This is a genomic window from Streptomyces sp. 12E (assembly GCF_055633275.1).
Genome location: NZ_JBVNCJ010000001.1, coordinates 982,960 through 1,004,657 on the forward strand (window position 1 = coordinate 982,960; position 21,698 = coordinate 1,004,657).

The following is a 21,698-nucleotide window of genomic DNA, read 5'->3' on the forward strand; positions in this document are numbered from 1 at the left end:
ATGCTCCCTCCTCCTGTCGGTTCCACGCCGGATGGCCGGTGCCCGGGACCGGGCTTAGCGTGCTGAGGGGGAAGGGAAGGGAGCGCCATGAGACAGTCCGCACCGGTGACCGGCGGGCCCTGCTGGGTCGAGCTGGGGACCACCGATCCGGAGTCCGCCCGGCGGTTCTACACGCGGTTGTTCGGCTGGCGCCCCGAGGCGGACCCGCGTCAGGAGTCGGGCGGCTACACGGTCGCGTACCTCGGTGACGCGGCGGTCGCCGCGCTGACGCCGCTGTATCAGCGGTCGCAGCCGGTGGCCTGGAGCGTGTCGTTCGCGGTGACCGACGCCGAGGCCGCCCTCCGCGCGGTGGAGGCGGCGGGCGGACAGCCGCTGCTCGGCCCGACGGACGTGTTCGACGCCGGCCGTTTCGCGGTGGCCGCCGATCCCACCGGCGCCGTCTTCCAGCTGTGGCAGGCGGACGCCTTCCCCGGCGCGGGGGTGTTCAACGTGCCCGGGTCCCTGGGCTGGGTGGAGCTGATGACGCGGGCGCCGCGGCAGGCCGTGTCGTTCTACACCGCCGTGTTCGGCTGGAGCGTGGACGCTTCCCGGCGGTACCCGCAGTGGGGCGTCGACGGCGCGGACTTCGGCGGCATGGTGACGATGGGCGACAAGTTCCCGCACGAGGTGCCGGCGCACTGGCTGCCGTACTTCGCCGTGGACGACGTGGACGACGCCGCGGTGACGACCACGACGGTGGAGGGCACGGTGCTGATGGAGCCCGTCTCGCACCCGGAGGGGCCGCGCATCGCGGTGCTCCGCGACCCGCAGGGGGCGATGTTCGGCGTGTACCGGGCGGCGGACGGGAGGTGAGCCGGGGACGGGCCGTCGGCCGTCACGCCCGCAGCGCGCCCAGGCGTCCTTCCAGCTGGCCGAGCAGCTCGCCGAGCAGGGCGGCGAGCTCGCCGCGTGCCGGGCCGTCCAGACCGGACAGCACGGCGGTCTCGTAGGCGAGCTGCGCGGGCAGGATGCCGTCGACCAGGTCGCGTCCGGCGTCGGTGAGACGGACGTGGGCGACCCGGCGGTCCCGGGTGTCGCCGCGCCGCTCCACCAGCCCGCGTTCGCTGAGCTGCTTGAGGCGTTTGGTGACGGCGGCGCCCGAGGAGAACGTCTCACGGGCCAGCTCGCCGGGCGTCAGCTCGTGGCCGGTGCGGCGCAGCGCGCCCAGCAGGTCGAACTCCGGGCGGGTCAGCCCCTCCCGGCGCAACGGGGCGTCCTCCGCCTGCTGGAGGAGTGCGGCGCAGCGGTTGATGCGGCCGATGACCTCCATGGGGCCGGTGTCGAGGCCGGGGTGGACGGCCCGCCACTGCCGGACGACGGCGGCGACGGTGTCGTCCCGTGAGCGTCCTGACGTGTCCCCGTCGGCCGTCGCCGGTGCCCCGCCGTCGGCCGCCGCTGGTCCTTCGGTCGCCGTCATGGCCGTACGTCCTCCGTGTTCGCGCCCGTGCCCGTGCCCGGTAGCAGCCCCAGGCGTCGTACCGTCGCCGCGAGCGTACGGTGTCCCGCCTGCTCGGCGAGCACGACCCGCTCCTGGGGCAGGGCGCGCTGCCACCACTCGCCGGACGCGGCGTCGGCGGCGGCCCGCAGGTCGACCAGGGCGGCGGCCAGGTGGCGGCGGGCGGCGTCCAGGGCCGCGGGTGCGGCCTGCGGGTCGGCCAGCAGACGGGCGGCGCCCTCACGGGCACGGCCGACGGTGGTGAGCGCCCCCTCGACACGGTTCCCCGCCCTGCGGTTGGTGACCACCATGGCCGCGGCGAATCCAACCAGGGCCCCGACGAGGGTGTCCACGACGCGGTCGGCGACCAGCTCGCCGGTCGGCTGGTAGCCGGGGAACTCGGTGACGAGCAGGGCGAGGGGGGTCACGCAGACGGTGCCGAGCCAGTAGTTGCGGCTGATGAACGCCTCGGCGCCGAAATTGAGGGCGAGGCAGCACAGGACGAGGGCGAGCGGGCCGAGGTGGGCGACCGGGGCGACGGCGGCGAAGATCAGGACGCCGACGAGGTTGCCGACGACGCGCTGGACGGTACGGCTCCAGGTGAGGGTGATGTTGGCCTGGTAGAGCGAGGCGGCGGTGACCAGGGCCCAGTAGGGGCGGCCGACGCCGAGAGCCAGGGAGGCGTAGCCGGCGAGCGCGCAGCCGAGCGCGGTGCGGACGGCGATCGGGGTGAGCGGTCCGAGCCTGCTCCACAGGGAGCGCGGCGCGACGGCGTGCACCGCGGCCACGCCCAGGAGTTCGTCGGCGCCCGCACGGGGGTCGCCGGGGCGCGGGACCGGGCCGGTGCCGCGCAGGTCGCGGGCCCAGCCGCGCAGACGTGCGGGGTCGACGTCGGCCGGCGCGGCGAGCGCGACCTCGGCGCGGATCACGAGCCGTTCGAGCCCCCGGCGGACGGCCGGGGGACGGTTCCCCGTGGCCGGCAGCGACTGCCACGCGGCCTGGACGGCGGCGTAGGCGTCGGCGCGGGCGCGCGGGTGGCCCTCCCCGGCGTCCGCCGTCTCGGCGTACGCCGCGGCGGACCTCAGGGCCTGGGCGGTGGCCCGGCGCTCCGGCCCGTGCGGCCGGAGCAGCACGGGCGCCATGCCGACCAGCCAGGCCCACACGCCCGCCGCGGCGGCGAGCGCGAGGTGACCGGGGACCTGTCCGGGGGTCTGGGGCACGAACAGCGCGGCGGAGCTGACGAAGACGAGGATCACATGGCCGGGCGGGCCGATGCGGGTGGCGTCGCACAGCGCCTTCTGCACGGCGGCCAGGACGGAGCCGACGGCGACCAGGACGACGGCGTTCGTGGTGAGCGAGGCGGCGACCAGGGCCACGGCGAGGCCGGCGAGCATGCCGAGCACCACCCACACCAGCGCCTTGGCCCGGGCGGCGTACGGGCGGTTGTGGGCGTAGAGGGCGCACAGGGACCCCGCCATGGTGTACATGGCGAGGTCGAGCCTGCCGAGGGCCACCAGGAGCAGATTGGGCGGCGCGACCGCGGCGACGACGCTGAGGGCGGGCTTGAACCAGATGTCGGAAGGCCGTCCGAGGCGCAGCGGGGCGGCGAGCGGGAGACGCCGGACGGCCTTCGGGACGGTGGGGGTGGTACTGCGCATGGAGAACAACATTAGCAAGTATTTTACTCGTGAAAAATATGGGTCCGTCCCGCCGCGCTCCCCCGGACGCTCCCCCCGCACTTCCGTGCGCTCGGGTGCCCGCCGCAGGGGCCGGGCATGCCCTGACCGACCGTCGAACGGGCCGAGGGGAGGTTCGGGTGCACGGACCGGCGTCGTCCGGCTGGCTGCTGGTCGCGCTCTGCGCGGCGACCGGCGCCTACTGTCTGCTGCGCATGCGCAGCCATGTGACGGAGCAGCGCCGCGCCGCGGGCGGCGAGGCGCTCATGGGTTTCGGCATGGCCGTGATGGCCGTGCCCGCGGCGGTGTTCAGCCCGCCCGCGTGGGCCTGGCCGGCCCTCGCGGTGGTGTTCGGCGCGGCCGGGCTGCACGCGTTGTGGGCGGCCCGCACCGGCGTGCGGCACCTGCATCATCTGGTGGGCGTCGGGGCGATGGTGTACATGGCGGTGACCATGGCCGCCTCCACCGGGGAGGGGCACGGGCACGGCGGCTCGGGCATCCCCCTGCTGACCGGCGCCCTGCTGCTCTACTTCGTCGTGTACGTGCTCGTCACCGGCGTACGGCTGGTGCCCGTGACCGCCGTGGCGGGGGGCGGCCGGGAGGCCGGCTGGGGCGACCGGCCGGAGCTGGCGCGGGCCTGCCGGCTCTCCATGGGGATCGCGATGGTGGCGATGCTGCCGGCGATGTGAGGGCGGGACGCACGGTGCGGCGGCGACCGCGCGGGACCGTTGGCCGCGTCGCTTCGGCCCGTCCGGCCGTGCCCTGAGGCGGCCCGCGCTCATGGGCTGCACGCATGATCCTCCCCGCGGTCCTGCTGCTGCTCGGCGTCCCGACCGCTGTCACGGGTCCCCGGCTGCTCGCCCGGGCCGACCGGCCGGACCGTGAACCGGTGGTGGCGCTGCGGACGTGGCAGTGCGTGATCGCGGCGGCACTACGAACCCGGTCGAAGAAGGCCGGACGCGGCCCCGGGGGGCGGGCGGGCCAGGAAGCAGACGCTGGACCGCAAGGCCGGCGCAGGCCCTGGAGCGGGAGCCGCGCAGCTCCGGAAAGGGCCGGCACGGGTCCGGAGGGTCCCGCGCGAGCCCGGGGAGGAGTGCGCGAGCCCAGGAAGGGCAGACGCACGTCCTGAAAGGGGCTGACACGGGCCCGAAAAAGCCCGGCGGGGACGGGGCACTGGCACCGGACGCCGGCGTTCAGCAAGGATCGCCTCATGCGCACCCCCCACGCCGCATCCCCGTCCAGACCACCGGAGCACCGCCCGGCCGCCCTGTTCACCGGGGTGCTCGCGCTCTGCTCGGCGCTGCTGCTGACGCTGGTCGGCGTGGAGTGGCGTCCGCTGCTCGAGCTGGACGCCGACATCGCCCGGACCACTCACCGCTGGGCGGTCGAGGAGCGGGGGCTGACGCAGACGTCCCGCGTGCTGACGGACTGGGTCTGGGACCCGTGGACGATGCGGGTGCTGTGCGGGGTGGCGGCGGTGCTGCTGGTCCGGCGGTACGCGGACTCGTGGACGGCGCTCTGGCTGGTGCTGACGGTCGCCGCCGGGACGGCGGTGCAGCAGGGACTGAAGGCCGCACTGGACCGCGCCCGCCCGGTCTGGCCCGACCCGGTGGACTCCGCGCACTACGCGGCGTTCCCGTCGGGGCACGCCATGACCGCGACCGTCGTCTGCGGCCTGCTGCTGTGGTTGCTGCGCCGCCACGGGGCGGGGCGCGTCCTGTGGCGCACGGCGCTGCTCGTGGCGGCCCTCTCGGTGACCGGCGTCGGCCTCACCCGGGTCTGGCTCGGCGTCCACTGGCCGACGGACGTCCTCGGCGGCTGGCTGATCGGCGCCCTGGTGGTCGTCGTGGCCGTGGGGATCCACCGGCGGCGCCGTCCCGGCGCACCGGTGAGTCCGGGCGCCCCGCAACCGATGGCCTGAGGCCGCTTTCCCGCGTCCAAGACCGTTCACCTCGGACGATCCCCCGCGTCGCCCGAGGTGAACGGCACCCCGGAAAGACCCGCCAAGGGGCCTCACCGGATGCGCTGAGTATAGTTGGCTGGCAGCCAGTCAACGCAGGAGTCCAGCATGTCCCCGCGCAGCGCCCTGGTCAATGAAGAGTTGCGGAGGCGTTCGAAGGAGCGGCTTCTGCACGCCGCCGTGGAGTTGGTCGACGAGCACGGGTACGAGGCGACGACGCTGGGCGACATCGCCGACCGGGCGGGCTCCGCACGGGGTCTGGTGTCGTACTACTTCCCGGGAAAACGCCAGCTGGTGCAGTCCGCCGTGCACCGGCTGATGCACCGCACCCTGGAGGAGGCCCTGGAGCGGGAGCCGCGCACCGAGGACGGCCGGGAGCGGATGGCACGGGCCATCGACGCGATCCTGGGCCTGGCGCGGGACCGGCCGGTGCTGATGCGTCAGCACATGGCCGGACTGCTGCAGGCCGAGGGGTTCCTGCCCTGCCCCGAGCAGCGGCGGCTGGCCGAACTGCTGGGCGACACCGTCGCCCGGCACGGCTCCCACGACGTCGACGCGGACTACCCGATGCTGCGCGCCCTGCTGATGGGCGCCGTGTACGCCGCCCTGATGCCGGGCGCGCCCATGCCGCTCCCGGTGCTGCGCGCGGAGCTGTTCAAGCGCTACCGGCTCGCCTGGGAGATGGGCGTCCCGCCGGACACCGAGGTGCCCGGCGGGACGTGCGGGAAGGACCGGACGGACATGTCCCGGTTCTTCGCCACGGAGCCGGACGCTCAGTCGAAGTAGTCCGGCTGGGTCTGCACGTTGAGCTCACGCAGGTGGACCCGGCGGGCCGGGTCCGTGCGCCGGTCGTCGATCCTCAGGACGTCGAAGCCCTTGGCCATGTCGTTCGAGTAGATGTAGCCGTTGTAGTAGTACGCCGACCAGGAGCCGCCGGTGACGAGCTGCTCCGTGCTCAGCGGACCGCGCTCGAAGTAGGCGATCTCCTTCGGCTTCGAGGAGTCGGTGAAGTCCCAGACGGAGACGCCGCCCTGGTACCAGGCCTGGACCATCAGGTCCTTGCCCTTGACCGGGATCAGCGAGCCGTTGTGGGCCACGCAGTTCTCGGTGTCCGCCTGGTGACGGGGGATCTTGAAGTAGCTGCGGAAGACGAGCTTCTGCCGGTCGCCCTTGCCGACGATGTCGTAGATGCCGTCCGCGCCGCGGTTCGGGCCGATCTCCGCGTTGCAGGTGGCGCCGCCACCGCCGCCCAGCTCGTCGGTGAAGACGACCTTGTTCGCCTTCTGGTTGAAGGTCGCCGAGTGCCAGAACGCGAAGTTGACGTTGTCCTGCACCCGGTCGATCACCTTGGGCCGCTCGGGGTCCTTGATGGAGAACAGGATGCCGTCGCCCATGCAGGCGCCGGCGGCCAGGTCCTTCGACGGCAGCACGGTGATGTCGTGGCAGCCGGTGGTCTTGGAGACGCCCGGGTTGGTGGGAGCGCCGGGGTTGCCGCCGCCGTCCGGGCCCTCACCCGGGAACAGCACCGGGAAACCGACCAGTGCCGCCTTGTGCGGGGCCTTGCGCGGCACCTTGATCACCGAGATGCCGTCGTGCGGCGGCTGGCAGTCGGGGTAGGCCGCGTTCGGCGAGTAGGAGGAGACGTAGACGTAGACGTTCTTGCGCTCGGGCACCAGCGTGTGGGTGTGCGAGCCGCAGGCGGTCTCGACGGCGGCGACGTAGCGCGGGTTGCGCTTGTCGCTGATGTCGAAGACCTTCATCCCCTCCCACGAGGACTTCTCGGTCGCCGGCTGCGTGGTGCTGTTGCAACTGCTGTCGCTGCGCGAGGAGTCGGTGGACAGGAACAGCAGGTCGCCGGAGACGGAGATGTCGTTCTGCGAGCCGGGGCACAGCACCTGGGCCACCGTCTTCGGCGCCTTCGGGTTGCTGATGTCGAAGATGCGGAAGCCGTCGTAATTGCCCGCGAAGGCGTACCGGCCCTGGAAGGCCAGGTCCGAGTTGGTGCCGGGCAGCGCGTCCTTGGGGACGTGGGCCACGTGCCGGATGTTGTCGGAGTGGACGATCTCGTCCTGGCCGGGTATCTCGCCGCTTCGGATGGCCTCGCGCGCCTCGGCCTGGGCGCTGCGCGGGACCTCCTTCTCCGCGGCCGGCGAGTCCCCGGGGTCGGGGATCGCCGCGGCCGGCGCGGCGGTGAGCAGTGCGGCCAGCAGCCCGCCGGCCGCCGCGGCAACTCCCAGGCGTCTGCGCCGGGTTCGGGAAACGCTCAACAGGATCACTGTTTTCCTCCCTGGTTCCGTTCGCCTCGGAACGGTTTTCGCACCGGCAGTATCGTCGTGGACATGCTCATACCGACAGGGGGCAACACACTTGCAATGAAGTTTTTCGATCACCGCCGTGCGGAAGCGTGCTAGGACGGTCGTCGACACTCACGAGGTGTCCTGCAACCTGCCAGCCACAGGAGGTCCTTGTGCACTACCGCCGTGTGTCACGCGTGTCCGTCGTCACGGCCGGGCTGACCGCCCTGGCCGCACTCGGGCTCGTGGGCTGCGACTCCGGCACGGACGAGACCGGATCGGCCGCCGGGGGCGGGCCTTCGGTCATCGCGCCGGGCGAGCCCGGGGAGGCCAACCGGACCCTGTCGGCCGAGGAGGCCCAGCGGCAGCGCGTCGAGGACGACTCCCCCAACTCGGCGGACGTCTCCTACGCGCGGATGATGATCCGGCACCACGCGCAGGCCCTGGAGATGACCGAACTGGTGCCGGACCGCGCCGGGTCGCCGAAGATCGTCAAGCTGGCCGAGCGCATCGCCGCCGCGCAGCAGCCGGAGATCAAGGCCATGAAGGGCTGGCTGAGGAGCCACGACGAGGCGGAGCGGGACGACGGGCACGGACACGACCACGCGACGATGCCCGGGATGGCCACGCAGACCCAGCTGGAGCAGTTGCGCGCGGCCGACGGAAAGGCCTTCGACCAGCTCTTCCTCACCTTGATGATCACCCATCACCAGGGGGCGATCACCATGGCCACCGAGCTGAAGGGGCAGGGCAACAACATCGTGATGGAGGAGATGGCGGACGACGTGGTGGCCCAGCAGACCAGCGAGATCAGCCGGATGCGCGATCTGATGTGACGGTGCGCCGCACGCCGCCCCGGCGGCCGGCCGGGCGGCTCAGCGCCGGGCGTGCCGCGAGGGCAGCAGCCCCGCGTCACGCGTCCGGCCGATGAGCCTGAGCGCACCGCGCCGGCTGTACCCGGTCTCGTCCATCACGGCGAGGACCGGATCGGCTCCCCGCTCCTGCGCCGCGCGGTACGCCCGCGCCACGCGACCGTGCTCCACCGGCTCCCCCGGCCGGGCGGGCCGCTCCCGGGACCCGCCCGGCTCGGCCCCGTCCCCGGGGCCCGGCTCGGCCTCGGCGCCGCAGGCCCGGGCGAGCGGCCCCTCGATCCAGTCGGCGAACAGGGGGAGGTCCTCCAGGGCCAGCGCGGGCCGGGCCCGTACGTCCTCGACGCAGACCCATCCCTCGCACACCGTCACCAGCGCGTCGATACGGGCCCCGTCGCCGAAGGCCAGCCGCACGTGGAGCCACCGCGTCGCCCGCTCGCCCTCCCGCACCTCCCACGCGGGCCATACGGACACCGCGCCCTCCACCGGAGAACGATCGGAAAGATGAAGAAAAGATGCCTCAAGCACACACGCAACGTAACCGCGTGATCAGTTTCCCTCCGTAAGAACACGCACCCCGGACGGCGGACGGCACCCTGTCAGCGGAGCGCGGACGGTGCCATGCTGGAGACACCAGCGATCTCCTGTCGGTCCCCGGGTGAGGAGTTCCGCCGTGCTGCGTGTCGCCGTCGTCGGTTCCGGGCCGAGCGGGTGCTACACCGCCCAGAGCCTCGTCCAGCAGGACGCCCGGGTGCGCGTGGACGTCCTGGACCGGCTGCCGTGCCCGTACGGCCTGGTCCGTTACGGCGTGGCGCCGGACCACGAGAAGATCAAGTCCCTGCAGGGCACCCTCCGCGCGATCCTGGAGCACGAGCGCGTGCGCTTCCTCGGCGGGGTGCCGGTCGGGCCGGGCGGGGTGCCGGTCGCGCGGCTGCGGGAGCTGTACCACGCGGTGGTGTACTGCGTGGGCGCCGCCACGGACCGGCGCCTGGGCATCCCGGGCGAGGAGCTGCCGGGCAGCTGGTCGGCGACGGAGTTCGTGTCCTGGTACAGCGCGCATCCGGACGCCTCCGACGACGGTTTCCTGCGCGGGGTGCGGTCCGCGGTGGTCATCGGGGTGGGCAACGTCGCCGTGGACGTGACGCGCATCCTGGCCCGGGGCACGACGGAGCTGAGCCCGACCGACATGCCGCACGCGGCCCTGACCGCGCTCGCGGCCGGCCGGGTGGACCGCATCCACATGGTGGGCCGGCGCGGCCCGTCCCAGGCCCGCTTCACCACCAAGGAGCTGCGCGAACTGGGGACCCTGCCGGACACCGGCCTCGCCGTGGACCCGGCCGAGGCGGCGCGGGACCCCGCGTACACGGACCCGTCCGCGCTGCCCGCCCCGCAGCGCCGCAACGTCGAGGTGCTGCGCGGCTGGGCCGGGGCGCCGCCGCCGGGCGCCCGGCGGCTGATCCGGCTGCGCTTCTTCCTCCGCCCGGTCGAACTGGTCGCCCGGGAGGGCAGGGTGGGCGCGGCGCGCTTCGAGCGGACGGTGCCGGACGGCCACGGCGGCGTCACGGGCACGGGGCGGTTCGAGGACATCGAGGCGCAGTTGGTGCTCCGCTCGGTGGGGTACCGCGGGGTGCCGCTGGAAGGACTGCCGTTCGACCCGGCCGGCGGCACGGTGCCGCATCTCGCCGGGCGGGTGCTGCGGGAGGGCGCCGTCGCTCCGGGCGAGTACGTGGCGGGCTGGATCAAGCGGGGTCCTACGGGCGTCATCGGCACCAACCGGCCCTGCGCGAAGGAGACGGTGACCTCCCTGCTGCGGGACGCGCCCTTCCTCACCGACCGCGACCTGCCCGGCGATCCGCTGGCGGCACTGCGGGCCGAGGGCGTCGAACCGGTCACGTGGACGGGCTGGCAGGCGATCGAGCGGGCGGAGGCCCGGCTGGGCGCCTCCCTCGGCCGGAGCGTCGTCAAGCTCCCCGACTGGGAGTCCCTCCTGTCGGCGGCTCGCGGAGCGGACGGGCAGCCCCGCCCGTGACGGAAGGGGGCGTGTCCGGGCCCGGGACGGTCAGAGCCCGTCGTGGCGGACGGCCTGGCGGGCGGCCGCGGTGAGCAGGGAGTCGAGCAGTCCCGGGAACAGGGCGTCCAGGTCCCCCCGGCGCAGGCTGTTCATCTTGGCGGTGCCCTCGTAGGCCTGCCGGATCACACCGCTCTCGCGCAGCACCCGGAAGTGGTGCGTGGTGGTGGACTTGGTGACCGGCAGATCGAAGTGCGAGCAGGACAGCTCGACGCCCCCGGCGGCGAGCTCGCGCACGATCCGCAGCCGTACGGGGTCGGAGAGCGCGTGCAGCACGCCCTCCAGCCGGATCTCCTCGCACGCCGGGTGCGGCAGATCGCGGCTGCTGGGGGCAGGGGAGGCGTTCGTCACGGCGGCTCACCTTCGGTCCGGGGATCCTCATGGTACGAGAACCATCATAGTTTGACACTTCCCGTACTACGGTGTTTACCGTATGAGCCGCACCCGTCCCGGCCCTCGCCGAATGGAGCCCCTCGTGAGCACGCTCTTCCAGCCGTACACCCTGCGCGACGTCACCGTTCCCAACCGGGTGTGGATGTCCCCGATGTGCCAGTACTCGGCCGCACCCGAAGGGCCCGGGGCCGGCGCGCCCGACGACTGGCACCTCGCGCACTACGCGGCCCGCGCGGCCGGCGGCACGGGACTGATCGTCGTGGAGGCCACCGCCGTGTCGCCGGAGGGCCGGATCTCCCCGTACGACCTCGGCATCTGGAACGACACCCAGGTCGAGGCGTTCCGCCGGATCACCCGCTTCCTCGCGTCGCAGGGCACCGTCCCCGCCGTCCAGCTCGCGCACGCCGGACGCAAGGCGTCGACCGAGCGGCCCTGGAAGGGCGGTGCGCCGGTCGGGCCGGACGCCCGCGGCTGGCAGCCGGTGGCCCCGAGCGCGGTCGCCTTCGACGAGCGGCACCCGGTGCCGGACGAGCTGTCCGTCGACCGGATCCGTGACGTCGTCGGACAGTTCCGCGCCGCCGCGCGCCGCGCGCTGGCCGCCGGGTTCGAGATCGCCGAGATCCACGGCGCCCACGGCTACCTGATCAACGAGTTCCTGTCCCCGCGCTCCAACCGCCGCACCGACGCCTACGGCGGCTCGTACGAGAACCGGACGCGGTTCGCGCTCGAGGTGGTCGACGCCGTGCGCGAGGAGTGGCCGGACGACAAGCCGCTGTTCTTCCGGATCTCGGCCACGGAATGGCTGGAGGAGTCCGGCTGGACCCCGGACGACACCGTCCGCTTCGCCTCCGAACTGCACGCCCACGGCATCGACCTGCTGGACGTCTCCACCGGCGGCAACGCCCCCGGCGTCCGCATCCCGACCGGGCCCGGCTACCAGGTCCCCTTCGCCGCGCGGGTGCGCGCCGAGACGCCGATGCCGGTCGCCGCCGTGGGGCTGATCACCGACGCCGAACAGGCGGAGAAGATCGTGGCCAACGGCGAGGCGGACGCGGTGCTCCTCGGCCGCGAGCTGCTCCGCAATCCCTCCTGGGCCCGGCACGCGGCCCGCGAGCTGGGCGGCGAGGTCCACGTGCCGGACCAGTACCACCTCTCGGTCTGAGCACCGTCCGCCACCGCGTCGGCGGCCCGGGGCGCCCCCAGCGCCCCGGGCCGCCGACGACGTTCCTTCCTGACCGAATGTGATGTGCGCGGGACATTGACTAGAAAGCGCTTGCCCCATACCTTCCGTTCAGCGGTATGACCCGCTCACGTCAACCTGGCGGGTCAATCGCGCATCATCCTGAACGTCGTTCACCCACATGGCTCGCCCCCCACACCACGACAGAAGGAACGACATGACTTCCGCGAAACGACCACGCGCCCGCGCGCTGACGGGCGCGCTCGCCACCCTGGGACTCTCTGTTGGCATGCTCATGACCACGGGTGCGTCCCCGGCGAGCGCCGCCACCTGGCCGACCGCGAACGGCAGCCAGGGCGTCTCCTCCACCATCGCCGTGTCCGGCACCAAGGACTACGGGATGAAGCGCCTGTACGGCACCGGCGACCTCGGCTCCGGCAGCCAGGACGAGGACCAGGGCCCGATCCTGGAACTGGCGGACGGCGCGGTCCTGAAGAACGTCATCCTGGGCGCCCCCGCGGCCGACGGCGTCCACTGCAAGGGCTCCTGCACGCTGCAGAACGTCTGGTGGGAGGACGTCGGCGAGGACGCCGCCACGTTCAAGGGCAAGTCCTCGGGGTCGGTCTACACCGTCAGCGGCGGCGGCGCCAAGGAAGCCGGCGACAAGGTGTTCCAGTTCAACGGGGCCGGAACGCTGAACGTGTCGAACTTCGCGGTCAAGAACTTCGGCACCTTCGTCCGCTCCTGCGGCAACTGCTCCACGCAGTACAAGCGGACCATCAACCTCAACACCATCGAGGTGACCTGGAAGGGCAGCAGGATCGCCGGCATCAACACCAACTACGGCGACAGCGCGACCCTGCGCAACATCACGATCATCGGGGACAGCAGCAAGAAGATCGTCCCCTGCCAGAAGTACATCGGCAACAACACCGGCAAGGAGCCGAGCACCAACGGCTCCGGCCCCGACAGCACGTACTGCAAGTACGCGTCGTCCGACATCACCTACCGGTAGCCCCCACGGGTGACGGCCGTACGAGACGTCCCGCGCGGCGCCTCGTACGGCCGGCCGTCCCCGTGCGCACCCCCGCGTCACGCGCCGCCCCCCCCCCCCCACGCGGGAGCGCACCTCCCCGTCAGCTCCCGCCGGCACCCCGCGTAGGCGGACCGCGGCTCCTCGCCCGGCCAGTCGGCGGGCAGCAGGACGGGATCGGCGAGCAGATGGCGCACGACGGCAGTCCGGGATGCCCCGGCACTACCGCGAGGCCCCGCTGCCGTCGATCTGGGAGGGCTCGGGGAACGTCAACGCGCCCGACGTGCCGCGGGCGCTCGGCCGGGACCCGGCCACCGCGCAGGCCCTGTTCGACGGGCTCGCCGTGGCGCGCGGGGCGGACGTCCGGCTGGACGCGGCCGTGGCCGGGCTGAAGGACCGGTCGGCCGAGGGGTCGCAGGCGGGCGCCCGGCGGCTGGTGGAGCGGATGGCCCCGGCCCTCCAGGGCTCCCTCCTCGTCCGGCACGCCCCGCCCGCGGTCGCCGACGCCTTCTGCGCGACGCGGCTGGGCGGCGACCGGGGGCACGCCTTCGGCACGCTGTCCGCGGCGGCCGGGCTGGACGCGATCCTCGGCCACGCGTTGCCGGACGGCGGCCGACCCGCCGGCGGGTCGCCTCGCACGGTCCTCCCCGTACGCGGTGGCACCGGTTCCGGCCTGCGGCGACGCCGGTCCGGGGGGGTGACTGTCAGTGGTGGGGTGCAGACTGGCCGGTGTCCTGGAACGAGGGCGTCGACGAAGACGTCTCGGAGGTGATCGGCATGACCGAGGTACTGCTCGCCGTGGGCACCCGCAAGGGCCTGTTCATCGGGCGCCGGCGAGGGGGCGCCTGGGAGTTCGACGAGAGTCCCCACTTCAACGCACAGGCCGTGCACTCGGTCGCCATCGACACCCGTGGCGCGAGCCCGAGGCTGCTGGCCGGCGGGGACAGCGCGCACTGGGGCCCCTCGGTGTTCCACTCCGACGACCTGGGCCGGAGCTGGACCGAGCCGGCCCGGCCCGCCGTCAGGTTCCCCAAGGACACGGGGGCTTCGCTGGAGCGGGTCTGGCAGCTGCACCCGTCCGTGGCCGAACCGGACGTGGTGTACGCGGGGACGGAACCGGCCGCGCTGTACCGCTCGGAGGACCGCGGGGAGTCCTTCGAGCTGGTCCGGCCGCTGTGGGAACACCCCACGCGCGCGAAGTGGGTGCCGGGCGGCGGCGGTGAGGGCCTGCACACCGTGCTGACCGACGCGCGTGATCCGCGCGCCGTGACGGTGGCCGTCTCCACGGCGGGCGTGTTCCGCACCCTGGACGGCGGCGCGAGCTGGGCCCCGTCCAACTCCGGGGTGTCCGCGGTGTTTCTGCCGGACCCGAACCCGGAGTTCGGGCAGTGCGTGCACAAGGTCGCCCGGGACGCGGGCGACCCGGACCGGCTGTACCTGCAGAACCACTGGGGCGTGTACCGCAGCGACGACGCGGGCGGAAGCTGGACGGACATCGGCGGGGGCCTGCCGTCGACGTTCGGCTTCGCGGTCGTGGCCCACCCCCACCGCGCCGGCACGGCGTACGTGTTCCCGATCAACGCCGACTCCGACCGGGTGCCGGCCGGCCGGCGCTGCCGGGTCTACCGGACCACGGACGCGGGCGGGAGCTGGGAGCCCCTCGCGGCGGGACTGCCGCGGGAGGACCACTACGGCACGGTGCTGCGCGACGCGATGTGTCACGACGGGGCGGACCCGGCGGGCGTCTACTTCGGCAACCGCAACGGCGAGGTGTACGCGTCCGCCGACGACGGCGACAGCTGGCGGCAGTTGGCGTCGCACCTGCCGGACGTACTGTGCGTACGGGCCGCGGTCGTCGCATGAGCCGCACGAGCCGCACGGGGATCCCGTCCGGCCCTGGCCACTGGTTGATCTGCGCCGCCGTCGCGGCAGTAGGGTGACGCCCGTGGCACCACGACCCTTGAATGAAATCGTCGAAGCGGGCTGGGCGAAGGCCCTGGAGCCGGTGGCCGGACGAGTCGCCGCGATGGGGGACTTCCTGCGTGCGGAGATCGCCGCGGGACGCACCTACCTCCCGGCCGGAGCGAACGTCCTGCGGGCCTTCCAGCAACCCTTCGACGAGGTACGCGTCCTGATCGTCGGGCAGGACCCGTACCCCACCCCGGGGCACGCGGTGGGACTGTCGTTCTCGGTCGCGCCCGAGGTGCGGCCGCTGCCGGGCAGCCTCATCAACATCTTCCGGGAGCTGAACACCGACCTGGGACTGCCCCAGCCGTCGAGCGGCGACCTCACCCCCTGGACCGAGCAGGGCGTGCTGCTGCTCAACAGGGCGCTGACGACGGCCCCGCGCAGGCCGGGCAGCCACCGCGACAAGGGCTGGGAGGAGGTCACCGAGCAGGCGATACGGGCGCTGGCCGACCGTGGCAAACCCCTGGTCTCCATCCTGTGGGGGCGGGACGCCCGCAACTGCCGCCCGATGCTGGGCGATCTGCCCGCGGTGGAGTCGGCCCATCCGTCACCGAGGTCCGCCGACCGCGGCTTCTTCGGCTCCCGTCCGTTCAGCCGGGCCAACGACCTGCTGATCCGGCAGGGCGGCCGACCGGTGGACTGGCGCCTGCCGTGACCGGGCCCGGTTTCCTCGCCGTGGACTCCGGGGGTTCCGGTCTGCGGGCGGCCGTCGGGGCCGGCGGGCGGGGTCCGCTGGCCCGTGCCGCTTCGGGGGAACCGGTGCGGACCGGTGAGCGCGGCATCGACCCGGGGCACTTCGTGGAGCGGCTGGCGCCGATGGCGCGGGCCTTGTGCGCCGAGGCCGGGATCGAGCGGCTGGAGGTGGCCGTCGTCGGCGCGGCCGGGCTGGCCGGCCTGGGGGACGCGCTGCGCGCGGAGCTGCCGGACGCGCTCCGCCGTGAGCTGGGCGTGCGACGGGCGGCGCTGGCCGCGGACGCCGTCACCGCGTACGTCGGTGCGCTCGGGCCGCGGCCCGGTGCGGTGATCGCCGCCGGTACGGGTCTGATCGCGATCGGCACCGACCTGACCGGCTGGTACCGGGCGGACGGCTGGGGCCACCTGCTCGGCGACTGCGGCGGTGGCGCCTGGATCGGGCGGGCGGGGCTGGAGGCGGCGCTGCGGGCGCACGACGGGCGGCGGGGCGGCTCCGCGCGGCTGCTGGCCGCCGCCGAGGACCTGTTCGGCCCGGCGGCCGAACTGCCCGGCCGGCTGTATCCGCGGACCGACCGGCCGGCCGTGCTCGCCTCCTTCGCGCCCCGGGTGGGCGAGTGCGCGGCCGACGGCGACCCCGTCGCCGTGCGGGTGCTGCGGGCCGCGGCCCGGCACATGGCCGACTCCGCCGCGGCCGTCTGCCCGGCGGCGGACGCACCGGTGATCGGTCTCACCGGAGGCCTGTTCCGGATGGGCGCCGCGCTGCTCGGCCCCCTGGACGAGGAGCTGACCGAGCGGCTGCCGGGGGCGCGGTGGATCATGGCCGAAGGAGACCCCCTGCACGGGGCGGTCCGCGTCGCGGAGGACCTCCTCGCCGACGCGTTCACCCTTCCGGGCGACGAGAAGATGCTGTGCGTGACGAGCCCGGCAGGTGAGGACGTCACCCGCGCGGCCGACGTCCGTACGTGACTCATCAGACAAAACCGGACGGATACCGCTCACCTGCACCCTCCCCGAACAGGGGAGCCCGGGAAGCCACTAACATGCCGCAATATGAGCACCCCCACTGGGCCCGCGTCCGGCCTGCCAGTACGAATGCCGCGCCCCCGCCAGCCCGGGCGGCACCGCCGTCCCGAGCCGCTGGTGGCTCCCGAGGACGCGCCCGCGCTCGTCCTCGCCGTGCCGGGTGCGCCCAGTAGTGCCACCCGCTCGCTCGCCGACGAGGTCGTGAGCATCGCCCGTTCCGAGCTGCCCGGCCTGGACGCCCGGATCGGCTACCTCGACGGCGACGACGAGGAGTTCTCCTCGCTGACGTCCGTCCTCGCGCACGCGGCCGGGGAGCGCACGGCCCGCTTCGAGCAGGCCCGTGCCGCCGGCATGGACGTCAAGGAGCCCGACGGCCCCGTCGCCGTCGTCGTGCCGCTGCTCGCCGGTCCGGACAGCGCGCTGCTGCGCCAGGTCCGCCAGGCCGTGATGGACAGCCGCGTCGCCGCCGAGCTGACCGATGTGCTGGGTCCGCACCCGCTGCTCGCCGAGGCGCTGCACGTACGGCTCTCCGAGGCCGGTCTGGCCCGCGCCGACCGTGCCCGCCTGTTCACCGTGGCGACCGCGGCGGACGGCATCATCCTGGCCTCCGTGGGCGGTGACGAGGCCGTGCAGGCGGCCGGGATCACCGGCATGCTGCTCGCCGCGCGCCTCGCCGTGCCGGTGATGGCGGCGGCCCTGGACCAGGACGGCTCCATCGCCTCCGTGGCCGAGCAGCTGCGCGGCTCCGGTTCGCAGCAGCTGGCGCTCGCGCCGTACCTGATCGGCCCGGAGATCGACGCCAGCCTGATCGAGGAGGCCGCGAAGGAGGCGGGCTGCTCAGCCGCCGAGGCGCTCGGCCCGTACCCGGCGATCGGCAAGCTGGCGCTGGCCAAGTACACGACCGCGCTGGGCATCGCCCCGCAGCAGGCGCAGAGCACCCCGGCCCGCTGACCCGGCAGGCTCGCGCCCGACGCCGAAAGGGCCCGCTCCGGATCTTCCGGAGCGGGCCCTTCGTCATGCCCCTTCCGGCTCCGTCCCGGTGACCACGCAGGACGCCGCTGCCACCGGGACGGAGCCGGCGCGCCGCGGCACTCCCGTGTCCGGGTCGAGCGCGAACCAGGTCACGTCCCCGGAACGCTCGTTGGCGACGTACAGCACGCCGTCGGACTCGGTGATCGCGCGGGGCCAGTGACCGCCGCAGGGGACGGTGGCGACCGGGGTCAGCGCCTCGCCCCTCCCCCCGGCCGCGAATACCGACAGGACGTCCTCGCCGCGGGTCGCGGTCCACACGAAGCGTCCGTCGGGCGAGACGGCCACCCCCGACGGGTAGGCGTCGCCGGCCGGGGCGCCGGACAGGACCGGGACCTCGGCCAGCGGTCTCAGCGCGCCGCCGGCGGCGTCCCAGCGGCAGACCACGAGGGTGGGGCTGAGCTCGTTGAGGACGTACGCGTACGAGCCGTCGGGGTGGAAGGCCAGGTGTCGCGGGCCCGATCCCGGGCGCAGGGCGGTCTCGCGGTGCGGTACGAGCACGCCGTCGGCCAGGGTGCAGACCCGTACCGAGTCCGTGCCCAGGTCGACACCGACCGCCCAGCGGCCGCTCGGGTCGGGCTGCACCTGGTGGGCGTGCGGGCCCCGCTGGCGCTGTGGGTGGGGACCGGAGCCGCTGTGCCGGAACACCCCGGGCACCGGCGCAAGGCTGCCGTCCGGGCGGACGGGGACGGCGCTGACGCTGCCGGAACCGTAATTCGCGGTGAGGACGTGTCCGGCGAAGAGACTGAGGTGGGTCGGCCCGCTGCCGTCCACCCGCACCCGGCGCCCGGCCGGCTCCGTCCCGTTCCCGGTCACGCGGAACGCGGCCACGGCGCCCTCGGCCGTCTCGCTGACCGCGTACAGCATGCGGCCGTCGGGCGACAGGGCCAGGTAGGACGGGTCGGGCACGGCGTTCAGGGTGCTCAGGACGGTCAGCGCGCCGCTGCCGGGGGTGATGGCCGCGGTGACGATGCCCGGGCCTCCCGCCGCCGTGAACGACCCGATGAACGCCCGCCGCCTGCCGTCCGCCACGACTGTCCCCTCTCGTCCGCTGCCGACCGGGGTGACGGTAGCAGCCGATCACCTCAGGTCTAGACCAGAGACCCGTCCGGTGCGTCCGTGCGGGTCAGACCCCGGCCGACGAGGAGCCGGACGGCGCCCGCAGCGGCGCGGCCAGCTCGGCGAGGGCGCGTTCCAGGCCGTGCAGGTGGGCCAGGGCGGGCTCCGTCCCGGCCGGGGAGGTCCGTACGACGATGTCCCGACCGCCGGTGAGCGCCTCGACGGCGGCCTCGACGCGCCAGCAGGCGGCGGCCAGCCGGGCGTCGTGCGAGGCCTCCGGGTCGGCGGCGACGGCGACGAGGCCCCGGATCTCCCGGGCGCATGCGTCGAGCAGGTCGAGCACCCGCCGGGCGCGCCGCTTGCGGCCGAGCAGGGGGTTCAGCGGATGCACCAGCGGGGCGACCGAGAGCCGTACCCGGGCGAGCAGCTGTTCCAGCTCCGCCACCACCGGCGCCGGGTCGGCGTCCGCCCTCCCGGCCAGCCGGGCGGCCGCCTCGGCGGTGCACGCGTGGACGCAGCGCAGGGCCCGCTGGATCCAGGCGTCGGTGACGCTGTGCGTGGTCACGGGCAGGACGAGGAGCACCGCCAGCACGGCGCCGAGCGCGCCGACGGCCGTCTCCACGAGCCGGAGCGCCAGCAGGCCGGGGGTGAGCACGCCCAGCAGGCCGTACAGCATGGCGGCGAGCAACGTCACCCAGAGCATCATCCAGGTGTAGGACACGGCGGCCGTGTAGAAGATGCCGAAGACCGCGACGGCGACGACCAGGGCGGTCAACGGCCCGTCCCCGTGCGCGGGGACGGCGACGAGGAGCGCGAGCCCGATGCCGATGACGGTGCCGAGCACCCGGCGGAAGCCGCGCACCAGGGTCTCGCCGCGCGAGGCGGTGTTGACGAAGACCCACCAGGTGGCGCCGACGGCCCAGTACCAGCGCTGTCCGGACACCAGCTGGCCCACGACCAGGGCGAAGCCCGCACCGGCGGTCGCCTGGACCGCCTGGCGGGTGGTCACGCGGGCCAGTCCGGTGCCGCCGGGCGGCGCCGGTACGACGGCCGGGGGCAGCCGGCGCTCGTAGCACCACAGCCCGAAGCGCACCGCGGCCGCGGCGAGCACGGACAGCAGGACGGAGGCGTACAGCTCGGGGAGCTGGCCGGTCCTCGCGTGCAGGAACTGCGCCACGAAGTAGGTCATGAACGCGAAGACCCCGAGGCTGTGGCCGCGCGGACCCCAGCGCCGCGCGTACACGCCGAGCCCGACCACGGCGAGGAAGGTGAGGTCGCGGGCGACCGGATGGTCGTGCAGGACGGCCGCGGCGGCGAGCACCGGCAGGCCGACGGCGGGCAGCAGCGCCGTGGTGACGGCCTGCCCGCGGACCGTGGCGTCGGTGACGGTGAACAGGGCGAGCAGCGCGGCGAGCCCACCGGTGACGGCACCGGTGAGCGAGTGCCCGGCCAGGCCGCAGACGACGACGGCCAGACCGATGCCGAGCACGGCCCGCGTCGCGAAGCGCAGCCGCGTCCGGCCCGGGTCCGGAGCCGTGAACACCCTCTTCAGCACGTACCGCCCCCTGGGAGATCCGATGGTGTGCGCCGTGGCACGAAAAAGGCGCCGCGGGGTCGTCCGCAGCGCCATCGACTCACCTATATCAGCACCTCTTCCACCAGTGGCTCAACAGGTTCTTGCGAAAGTGTGCCATTGGTACAGTGCTCTCGGCATTCCCATGGCCATCGACGTGCCAATGGCCGAACCGGAGACGTGAGGCCCGATGGCCGTGGACGAGCTCGACACCCGCATCCTGCGGCTGCTGCTGGAGCAGCCCCGCACCAGCGTGCGGGAGTACGCCCGGATCCTCGGGATCGCCCGCGGGACCCTGCAGGCCCGCCTCGACCGCATGGAGCGCGAGGGCGTGATCACCGGCACCGGCCCCGCCCTCTCCCCCGCCGCGCTGGGCCATCCCGTCCTCGCGTTCGTGCACATCGAGGTCACCCAGGGGCGCCTGGACGAGGTGGGCGAGGCGCTGGCCGCCGTACCGGAGATCGTCGAGGCGTTCTCCATCACCGGCGGCGGCGATCTGCTGACCCGGGTCGTGGCGCGCGACAACGCGCACCTGGAGGACGTGATCCAGAAGCTGATCAGCCTGCCCGGCGTGGTCCGCACCCGCAGCGAGGTGGCGCTGCGCGAACGCGTCCCGCACCGGCTGCTGCCGCTGGTGGAGTCGATCGGCCGTACGGCGCGCAGGTGAGCCCTGCCATCCTGGACCCCGTGAACACGCTCGGCAGCCTCTCGGTCCTCTTCGATCTCGACGGAACGCTCGTGGACAGCGAACCCAACTACTACGAGGCGGGCCGACGGACCCTCGCCGAGTATGGGGTGCCGGACTTCTCCTGGGCCGAGCACGAGCGCTACGTCGGGATCAGCACCCGGGAGACGATCGCCGACTGGCGGCAGCGGTACGGTCTGTCCGCCCCGGTGGAGGAGCTGCTCGCGGTCAAGAACCGCCACTATCTGCGGCTGGCCGGCGTCTCGACGCGGGTGTACCCGCAGATGCGGGCGTTCGTCGAACTGCTGGCGGCCGAGGAGGTGCCGATGGCCGTGGCGTCCGGTTCCTCGCCCGAGGCGATCGAGGTGATCCTGGCCGGCACCGGTCTGGACGCACATCTGCGCACCGTCGTCGCGGCCGACGAGGTCGCGCACGGCAAGCCGGCCCCCGACGTCTTCCTGGAGGCGGCCCGCAGGCTCGGCGCGGACCCGGCCGACTGCGTGGTGGTCGAGGACGCGGCCCCGGGCGCCGCCGCCGCGCACGCGGCCGGGATGCGCTGCATCGCGGTCCCCTACGTCGCCGCCCAGGCCGACGCCCCCGAGTTCGCCACCGCCGGCCTGCTGTTGCGCGGCGGGCAGGAGGAGTTCACGGCACGGGCCGCGCTCGCCTGGCTGGCGGACTCCACCCGTCGCTCCTGAGCGGCTCCCGCCGTCCGCGCGTC

19 protein-coding genes and 4 pseudogenes are annotated in these 21,698 nt (G+C 74.0%); 16 read left to right on the forward strand and 7 right to left on the reverse strand.

Annotated features, from left to right (window positions below; all coding sequences use genetic code 11):
• Nucleotides 1–87: 87 nt before the first annotated feature.
• The gene (locus ACZ8ZB_RS04590) at nucleotides 88–852 is read left to right on the forward strand and encodes a VOC family protein (protein ID WP_470736433.1); all 765 of its coding nucleotides are present in this window, start codon (nucleotides 88–90) and stop codon (nucleotides 850–852) included.
• A gap of 22 nt (nucleotides 853–874) precedes the next feature.
• Here the strand turns inward: ACZ8ZB_RS04590 and ACZ8ZB_RS04595 are convergent, their stop codons facing one another.
• Entirely contained in the window at nucleotides 875–1,594 is a 720-nt protein-coding gene (locus ACZ8ZB_RS04595) for a MarR family winged helix-turn-helix transcriptional regulator (protein ID WP_470736434.1), read from the reverse strand.
• Nucleotides 1,595–1,851: 257 nt separating this feature from the next.
• Nucleotides 1,852–3,144 (reverse strand): annotated as a pseudogene (locus tag ACZ8ZB_RS04600) (FUSC family protein); the annotation flags it as partial.
• A gap of 146 nt (nucleotides 3,145–3,290) precedes the next feature.
• On the opposite strand from ACZ8ZB_RS04600, the gene ACZ8ZB_RS04605 reads away from it, so the two are divergent.
• The 4 genes and pseudogenes from ACZ8ZB_RS04605 (at nucleotide 3,291) to ACZ8ZB_RS04620 (ending at nucleotide 5,896) form a co-directional block, all read left to right on the forward strand.
• Complete coding sequence (locus tag ACZ8ZB_RS04605) at nucleotides 3,291–3,839, forward strand: DUF5134 domain-containing protein (protein ID WP_470736435.1); 549 nt, start codon at nucleotides 3,291–3,293, stop codon at nucleotides 3,837–3,839.
• Nucleotides 3,840–3,943: 104 nt separating this feature from the next.
• Nucleotides 3,944–4,084 (forward strand): annotated as a pseudogene (locus ACZ8ZB_RS04610) (M56 family peptidase); the annotation flags it as partial.
• A 276-nt stretch (nucleotides 4,085–4,360) separates the two neighbouring features.
• Nucleotides 4,361–5,071 (forward strand): phosphatase PAP2 family protein, encoded by a 711-nt coding sequence (locus ACZ8ZB_RS04615; RefSeq protein ID WP_470736436.1) that lies wholly within the window; start codon nucleotides 4,361–4,363, stop codon nucleotides 5,069–5,071.
• Between the two features lie 147 nt (nucleotides 5,072–5,218).
• Nucleotides 5,219–5,896 carry a TetR/AcrR family transcriptional regulator gene (locus ACZ8ZB_RS04620; RefSeq protein WP_470736437.1) on the forward strand — a complete coding sequence of 226 codons (678 nt, stop codon included), beginning with the start codon at nucleotides 5,219–5,221 and terminating at the stop codon, nucleotides 5,894–5,896.
• On the opposite strand, the gene ACZ8ZB_RS04625 is transcribed toward ACZ8ZB_RS04620, so the two are convergent.
• The gene (locus tag ACZ8ZB_RS04625; RefSeq protein ID WP_470736438.1) at nucleotides 5,884–7,386 is read right to left on the reverse strand and encodes an LVIVD repeat-containing protein; all 1,503 of its coding nucleotides are present in this window, start codon (nucleotides 7,384–7,386) and stop codon (nucleotides 5,884–5,886) included. The genes ACZ8ZB_RS04620 and ACZ8ZB_RS04625 overlap by 13 nt on opposite strands.
• A gap of 191 nt (nucleotides 7,387–7,577) precedes the next feature.
• Here ACZ8ZB_RS04625 and ACZ8ZB_RS04630 point away from each other — a divergent pair, with 191 nt between their 5' ends.
• Entirely contained in the window at nucleotides 7,578–8,240 is a 663-nt protein-coding gene (locus ACZ8ZB_RS04630; RefSeq protein ID WP_470736439.1) for a DUF305 domain-containing protein, read from the forward strand.
• Between the two features lie 39 nt (nucleotides 8,241–8,279).
• Here the strand turns inward: ACZ8ZB_RS04630 and ACZ8ZB_RS04635 are convergent, their stop codons facing one another.
• Nucleotides 8,280–8,747 (reverse strand): DUF6214 family protein, encoded by a 468-nt coding sequence (locus ACZ8ZB_RS04635; protein ID WP_470736440.1) that lies wholly within the window; start codon nucleotides 8,745–8,747, stop codon nucleotides 8,280–8,282.
• Between the two features lie 199 nt (nucleotides 8,748–8,946).
• Between ACZ8ZB_RS04635 and ACZ8ZB_RS04640 the strand changes: the two genes are divergently transcribed.
• Nucleotides 8,947–10,302 (forward strand): FAD-dependent oxidoreductase, encoded by a 1,356-nt coding sequence (locus tag ACZ8ZB_RS04640; RefSeq protein WP_470736441.1) that lies wholly within the window; start codon nucleotides 8,947–8,949, stop codon nucleotides 10,300–10,302.
• A 30-nt stretch (nucleotides 10,303–10,332) separates the two neighbouring features.
• On the opposite strand, the gene ACZ8ZB_RS04645 is transcribed toward ACZ8ZB_RS04640, so the two are convergent.
• Complete coding sequence (locus ACZ8ZB_RS04645) at nucleotides 10,333–10,692, reverse strand: ArsR/SmtB family transcription factor (RefSeq protein ID WP_470736442.1); 360 nt, start codon at nucleotides 10,690–10,692, stop codon at nucleotides 10,333–10,335.
• A gap of 124 nt (nucleotides 10,693–10,816) precedes the next feature.
• On the opposite strand from ACZ8ZB_RS04645, the gene ACZ8ZB_RS04650 reads away from it, so the two are divergent.
• The 7 genes and pseudogenes from ACZ8ZB_RS04650 (at nucleotide 10,817) to ACZ8ZB_RS04680 (ending at nucleotide 17,582) form a co-directional block, all read left to right on the forward strand.
• Entirely contained in the window at nucleotides 10,817–11,896 is a 1,080-nt protein-coding gene (locus tag ACZ8ZB_RS04650) for an NADH:flavin oxidoreductase/NADH oxidase (protein WP_470736443.1), read from the forward strand.
• Nucleotides 11,897–12,131: 235 nt separating this feature from the next.
• Nucleotides 12,132–12,929, forward strand: a complete 798-nt coding sequence (locus ACZ8ZB_RS04655) for a pectate lyase (protein ID WP_470736444.1) — start codon at nucleotides 12,132–12,134, stop codon at nucleotides 12,927–12,929.
• Nucleotides 12,930–13,146: 217 nt separating this feature from the next.
• Nucleotides 13,147–13,557: pseudogene (locus tag ACZ8ZB_RS04660) on the forward strand (DNA alkylation response protein); the annotation flags it as partial.
• Nucleotides 13,558–13,654: 97 nt separating this feature from the next.
• Nucleotides 13,655–14,810, forward strand: a pseudogene (locus tag ACZ8ZB_RS04665) (WD40/YVTN/BNR-like repeat-containing protein).
• A gap of 82 nt (nucleotides 14,811–14,892) precedes the next feature.
• The gene (locus tag ACZ8ZB_RS04670; RefSeq protein ID WP_470736445.1) at nucleotides 14,893–15,570 is read left to right on the forward strand and encodes a uracil-DNA glycosylase; all 678 of its coding nucleotides are present in this window, start codon (nucleotides 14,893–14,895) and stop codon (nucleotides 15,568–15,570) included.
• Nucleotides 15,567–16,574, forward strand: coding sequence for an N-acetylglucosamine kinase (locus ACZ8ZB_RS04675; protein WP_470736446.1), 1,008 nt, complete (start codon nucleotides 15,567–15,569; stop codon nucleotides 16,572–16,574). The genes ACZ8ZB_RS04670 and ACZ8ZB_RS04675 overlap by 4 nt, the downstream gene beginning before the upstream one ends.
• 84 nt (nucleotides 16,575–16,658) lie before the next feature.
• Nucleotides 16,659–17,582 carry a sirohydrochlorin chelatase gene (locus ACZ8ZB_RS04680; RefSeq protein ID WP_470736447.1) on the forward strand — a complete coding sequence of 308 codons (924 nt, stop codon included), beginning with the start codon at nucleotides 16,659–16,661 and terminating at the stop codon, nucleotides 17,580–17,582.
• Between the two features lie 63 nt (nucleotides 17,583–17,645).
• Here the strand turns inward: ACZ8ZB_RS04680 and ACZ8ZB_RS04685 are convergent, their stop codons facing one another.
• Together ACZ8ZB_RS04685 and ACZ8ZB_RS04690 are read right to left on the reverse strand one after the other, a co-directional pair.
• Nucleotides 17,646–18,692, reverse strand: coding sequence for a lactonase family protein (locus tag ACZ8ZB_RS04685; RefSeq protein WP_470736448.1), 1,047 nt, complete (start codon nucleotides 18,690–18,692; stop codon nucleotides 17,646–17,648).
• A gap of 94 nt (nucleotides 18,693–18,786) precedes the next feature.
• Entirely contained in the window at nucleotides 18,787–20,274 is a 1,488-nt protein-coding gene (locus ACZ8ZB_RS04690; protein WP_470736449.1) for an FUSC family protein, read from the reverse strand.
• Between the two features lie 208 nt (nucleotides 20,275–20,482).
• Here ACZ8ZB_RS04690 and ACZ8ZB_RS04695 point away from each other — a divergent pair, with 208 nt between their 5' ends.
• Both ACZ8ZB_RS04695 and ACZ8ZB_RS04700 read left to right on the forward strand, forming a co-directional pair.
• Nucleotides 20,483–20,959, forward strand: a complete 477-nt coding sequence (locus tag ACZ8ZB_RS04695; protein WP_470736450.1) for an Lrp/AsnC family transcriptional regulator — start codon at nucleotides 20,483–20,485, stop codon at nucleotides 20,957–20,959.
• A 20-nt stretch (nucleotides 20,960–20,979) separates the two neighbouring features.
• Nucleotides 20,980–21,675, forward strand: coding sequence for an HAD family hydrolase (locus ACZ8ZB_RS04700; RefSeq protein WP_470741420.1), 696 nt, complete (start codon nucleotides 20,980–20,982; stop codon nucleotides 21,673–21,675).
• The last annotated feature ends 23 nt before the right edge of the window (nucleotides 21,676–21,698 follow it).